The sequence below is a fragment of the Streptomyces sp. NRRL F-5123 genome, assembly GCF_000721495.1.
Taxonomy (GTDB): Bacteria; Actinomycetota; Actinomycetes; order Streptomycetales; family Streptomycetaceae; genus Actinacidiphila.
Genome location: NZ_JOHY01000123.1, coordinates 1 through 4,582 on the forward strand (window position 1 = coordinate 1; position 4,582 = coordinate 4,582).

The 4,582-nt window shown below is 73.7% G+C and carries 5 protein-coding genes; 2 read left to right on the plus strand and 3 right to left on the minus strand.

Translation table 11 applies throughout. The features are described from left to right. The coding region (locus tag IH54_RS0138305) for a TerD family protein (RefSeq protein WP_031526079.1) at positions 1–589 on the minus strand (589 nt) is incomplete at its 3' end. 321 nt (positions 590–910) lie between these two features. Between IH54_RS0138305 and IH54_RS0138310 the strand changes: the two genes are divergently transcribed. After that, positions 911–1,306 (plus strand): TOBE domain-containing protein, encoded by a 396-nt coding sequence (locus tag IH54_RS0138310; protein WP_031526080.1) that lies wholly within the window; start codon positions 911–913, stop codon positions 1,304–1,306. Between the two features lie 22 nt (positions 1,307–1,328). Here the strand turns inward: IH54_RS0138310 and IH54_RS0138315 are convergent, their stop codons facing one another. Beyond that, positions 1,329–2,189 carry an Fpg/Nei family DNA glycosylase gene (locus tag IH54_RS0138315; protein WP_031526083.1) on the minus strand — a complete coding sequence of 287 codons (861 nt, stop codon included), beginning with the start codon at positions 2,187–2,189 and terminating at the stop codon, positions 1,329–1,331. Positions 2,190–2,279: 90 nt separating this feature from the next. Next, positions 2,280–3,536: a hypothetical protein gene (locus IH54_RS0138320; protein ID WP_159012378.1), complete on the minus strand. Its 1,257-nt coding sequence runs from the start codon at positions 3,534–3,536 to the stop codon at positions 2,280–2,282. A 395-nt stretch (positions 3,537–3,931) separates the two neighbouring features. Between IH54_RS0138320 and IH54_RS0138325 the strand changes: the two genes are divergently transcribed. After that, on the plus strand, positions 3,932–4,582 hold a 651-nt coding region (locus IH54_RS0138325), incomplete at its 3' end, for a hypothetical protein (RefSeq protein ID WP_052398353.1).

The window sequence follows — 4,582 nt, forward strand, 5'->3', positions numbered from 1 at the left end:
GAGCGGGGGCGGCCTGCGGGGCGGACGCGGGCTGCGGGGGAGCGGGGGCGGGCTCGTCGTCGACGCTGATCCCGTAGTCCGTCGCGAGCCCCGCGAGGCCGGACGCGTACCCCTGCCCGATCGCGCGGAAGCGCCAGCCCCCGTCGCGCCGGTAGAACTCGCCGCCGACCAGGGCGGTCTCGGTCGTCGCCGTGACGTCGAAATGCGCGAACTCCACGCCGGACGCGGCGTCCAGCAGCCGCAGCCCGAGGCCGCTCAGCGAGCCGAACGTGCCGGTGTGCACGGACGCCGCGAGGACGACCCGGTCGACCGCCGCCTCCAGCCGGGGCAGCTCCACCTCGACGGTGTCGGTGTGCGCGCCGCCCGCCTGCTGCTTGCCGGTGTGCCGCACCGCGCCCGAGGCGTGCCGCGGCTGGTTGTAGAAGACGAAGTCGCCGTCCCCGCGCACCTTCCCGTCCCGGGCGAGGAGCAGCGCGGAGGCGTCCGGGTCCGTTCCCCCCGGCGGCCCCGCGGCCCATGTCAGCACCACCCGTACGGCGGTCGCGGTGACCGGTGTGTTGGCACCCTTGCTCAGCGGCTTCGACGTCATGCGGCAAGTCTGCCCTGACGGGGGGCGGTCCGGAATGTCTTTGGGCCGCAGAACCCTGTCCACGCAGCCGGGCCCCAGGCCGTGTCTGACAAGTCCCGTCTGCCTGGCGGTGTCCGGCACGCACGCTTTCCCCCTGCCTTCGGCGGGAGGTGCCCCCTGCGCTCTCTCCCCCTGGGCCTGGCGGCCCGGGAGGTGCCCCCACCCTCCGCCTTGCAATCCGGGGGTACCTCCCAGGCGAAGCTCTGGGGGAGCACCAGACCCCTCCGGCCCCGCCCTGCGGGCGGACGACGCTATTCGTCAGACACGGCCTAGGCTGGCGGCATGCCGTCGTACACCATCGGACAGGCCGCGCGCCTGCTCGGCGTCAGCCCCGACACCGCCCGCCGTTGGGCGGACGCCGGCCGGGTCGCCACCCACCGCGACGAGGCCGGGCGCCGGCTCGTCGACGGCCGCGACCTGGCGGCCTTCTCCGTCGAGATCGCCCAGTCCGCCGACCCCGACGGCGAGCCCTCCCGCACCTCCGTGCGCAACGCCTTCCCCGGCATCGTGACGGCCGTCAAGCTCGGCGACGTCGCCGCCCAGGTCGAGATCCAGGCCGGTCCGCACCGGCTGGTCTCCCTCGTCACGCGCGAGGCCGTCGAGGAACTGGGGCTGGAGGTCGGCGCGGAGGCGGTGGCCCGGGTGAAGTCGACGAACGTCCACATCGACAGGGCCTGACTCGGGGCCACCGGCCCGGCGGCTACTTCAGCAGCCGCGACATCCGCCGGTCGGCGAGCGGCTTGCCGCCGGTCTGGCAGGTGGGGCAGTACTGGAGGGCGGAGTCGCGGTAGGACACCTCGCGGACGGTGTCGCCGCACACCGGACAGGGCTCGCCCTTGCGGCCGTGCACGCGCAGCCCGCTCTTCTTCTCGGCCTTCAGGTCGCGCAGCGGCAGCCCGCGCGACCGCTCCACCGCGTCCCGCAGCGTCGTCCCGATCAGCTCGTACAGCCGCGCGACCTGCTCCGGCGTGAGGTTCGCGGCCAGCAGGAACGGCGACATGCGGGCGGCGTGCAGGATCTCGTCGGAATACGCGTTGCCGATCCCGGCGATCACGCTCTGGTCCCGCAGCACTCCCTTGATCTGCCGCCGCTCACCCGCGAGCAGCCCCGCGAAGACCTCCGGTGTGAAGGCCGCCGCCAGCGGATCGGGCCCGAGCCGCGCGATCCCCGGCACCTCCGCGGGATCCCGCACCATGTGGACGGCCAGCCGCTTCTGCGTCCCGGCTTCCGTGACGTCGAACCCCGCCCCGCCCGCCAGCCGCACCCGCAGCGCGAGCGGCCCCTTCCCCGGCCGCGGCGGCGCCTCCGGCACGGCGTCGCTCCACCGCACCCAGCCGCCCCGGGCCAGGTGCATCACCAGCCACACGTCCCCTGCCCGCAGCCCCAGGAACTTCCCGAACCGCCCCACCTCGTCCACCCGCCGCCCCTCCAGCACCGCCACCCCCGGCTCGTACGTCTTGAGCGCGTGCACCCCCACGGCGTAGACCTTCTCCACCACCTCCCCGACCACCCGCTCCCCGAGAAACCCCCGCAACGCTTCCACCTCAGGCAATTCCGGCATGCCACCCAGTGTGCCGCGTTTCCCCTTTTACGTCCGTGGCGCTCCCCGCCGCCCGCGCGCGAGGGCCGGCGCGCGGGCGGCGGGGCGGGCTCACAACACCGTGAAGCGGAAGTACACGCCCGCGGATCCGGTGGTGGAGGCGCTGCCCAGGACGTCGCCCTGCTCGGTGATCGCGTCGACGGCGATGCCGTCGAAGCCGGGGGGCGGGGTGAGGTCGATCAGCTCGCCCGAGCGCCACAGGAAAGCGCCGTAGGAGCCGTCGGTGCGCTGGGAGACACCCGTGACCTGGCGGGCGTCGTTGACGCCGACGGGGTAGGCGAGCCGGCCGCCGAGGGTGCCGATGTCGGTGAGGGTGCCGGCGCTCCACAGGAAGGGACGGTTGCCGGCGGAGGTGCTGGTGACGCCGACGAAGTCGCCGGAGTCGTTGAGCGCCCGGTGGATGGCGGGGTCGGACACCCAGGCGCTGCCGCCGCCCGGACCGCTCACGGTGCCGAGCGCGCCGCCGGACCAGCGGAAGACGCGCGGGTCGGGACCCCCGTCGAAGGCGTTGAAGTCGCCGACGACATCCCCGCAGACGTCGAGCCCCGCGACGCCCTGCAGGCCCGTCACGCCCGCGAAGTCGGTGACGACCGCGCCGTCCCGCCACAGGAAGGCGCCGTGCGGACCGCCCTGCGGCACGCTGGTGGCCACCAGGACCTCGCCCCGGTCGTTGACCGCCACCGCCGCCAGGCCCTTGCCGCTCAGCGCCTCGACCGTGGTCACCGTGTCCCCGTCGTCCCCGTCGACCAGGCACACGGTGTTCCAGGTCGCGGTCTCCCCGCTCGGCTGGTCGTAGCCGCGGACGGCGACCTGCCCGGCGTTGTTCAGGGCGTAGGCCCTGCTGTACACGGTGCCGATGTCCAGCACCCGCGGCACCCCACCGGTCCACAGCGTGGCGTGTTCACGCCCTGCCACCGTGTAATAGCCGGCCGCCTGCCCCCGGTCGTTGAGGCGGGTCGCACCGCAGTCCGCGGCACCCTCCACCGGCGACGGCAGCACGGTGACCCGCCCGTCCGCCCAGATCGCCGAGGGCCACCGCGGTGCCGCGCCCTCCCCGGCGTCGATCATGCCCAGCACCTGGCCCGCCCGGTTGACGTCCCTGACCTGCACCAGCGGGTTCGACCCGTCGCCGTTCGCCAGCGGCTGCGCGACGACGGTGTGCCCGCCCGAGCCGTACACCCGTGCCACGCCCGCCTTGCCCGCCGTGCTGCCCGCCGCCCGTGCGGGCGCCGCCGCCAGGCCCGTGGCCCCGAGCGCCGCCCCCGCCACTAACGCCCGCCGGCCGACACCCTGCCCTCTGCCGTCCATCCCGTCCCTCCCCGTCCGTCCGTGTCCCTGGAGTTCCTAGTGGCTGATGATGCGGCCGCGCCCCCTGTCGGACCACCCCCGTGCACGCACGGAAGTGCCTGCCCGGCCCGGAGGGGTGCGCGACAGCGCTCGGCGAGTGGCCCCGGTCACCATTTCCGTTCACGCAGCGCGCGCCTTTTCTCGCTCGCGGTGAGAAATGTGCGGGCCATTTGTGATGCCCTCTACGAGGCGTGGGTCACATACTAAGCGGCTTAGTCCGCACGGCCGCCGTGTCGCACGGCGGACGAGTGCGGTGCGGGCATTCTACGAATCCGGGCCGTAGCGGGGTTCTTTGACCCGGGGATCCGCCCCCCCTAACAATTCAGGAGTCCCGCTACGGAAGAGGTAATTTCTCCATGCAGCTCCCCACGATGCCGAAGAAGCTCCCGACGCTCGCGAAGTTCAACCAGATGCCGAAGAAGCACAGGATCACCGTTGCCGGCGCTGTCGCCGCCACCGCGGTCGTGCTGACCGTCACCGGGCTGGAAGCGACCGCCGGAGCCGGTTCGGCGTCTGCGGCGAGCAGCACGGCCGGGCACTCCGCCGCCACCGCGCAGGCCGCCACCGCGTCCCAGCAGGCGCAGGCGAAGGCCCAGGCGCAGCACACGGCTGACCTCGCCGCCCAGGCGCAGAAGAAGGCCGCCACCGAGGCAGCGCAGAAGAAGGCCGCCGCCGAGGCGAACGAGCGCGCGAAGGCGAAGGCCGCCGCGAACCGCTCCACCGAGCGCACGCACGCCGCCGGGAAGGCCGCCGAGAAGGCCGCCGCGCCGAAGAAGGCCGCGGCCAGGAGCACCACCGCGGCCAAGAGCACCACCGCGGCCAAGCCGGCCGCGAAGACTTACGCGAACAACCTCGACGGCTGGATCCGCGAGTCGCTCGACATCATGCACAAGAAGGGGATCCCCGGCACGTACGAGGGAATCCACCGCAACATCATCCGCGAGTCCAGCGGTGACCCCAAGGCGATCAACCTGTGGGACATCAACGCCCGCAACGGCATTCCCTCG

Excerpts from the sequence above, each read along its gene's own strand:
- IH54_RS0138315 (WP_031526083.1), bottom strand. The coding sequence starts at position 2,189 with ATGCCGGAATTGCCTGAGGTGGAAGCGTTGCGGGGGTTTCTCGGGGAG.
- IH54_RS0138310 (WP_031526080.1), top strand. The coding sequence starts at position 911 with ATGCCGTCGTACACCATCGGACAGGCCGCGCGCCTGCTCGGCGTCAGC.
- IH54_RS0138320 (WP_159012378.1), bottom strand. The coding sequence starts at position 3,536 with ATGGACGGCAGAGGGCAGGGTGTCGGCCGGCGGGCGTTAGTGGCGGGG.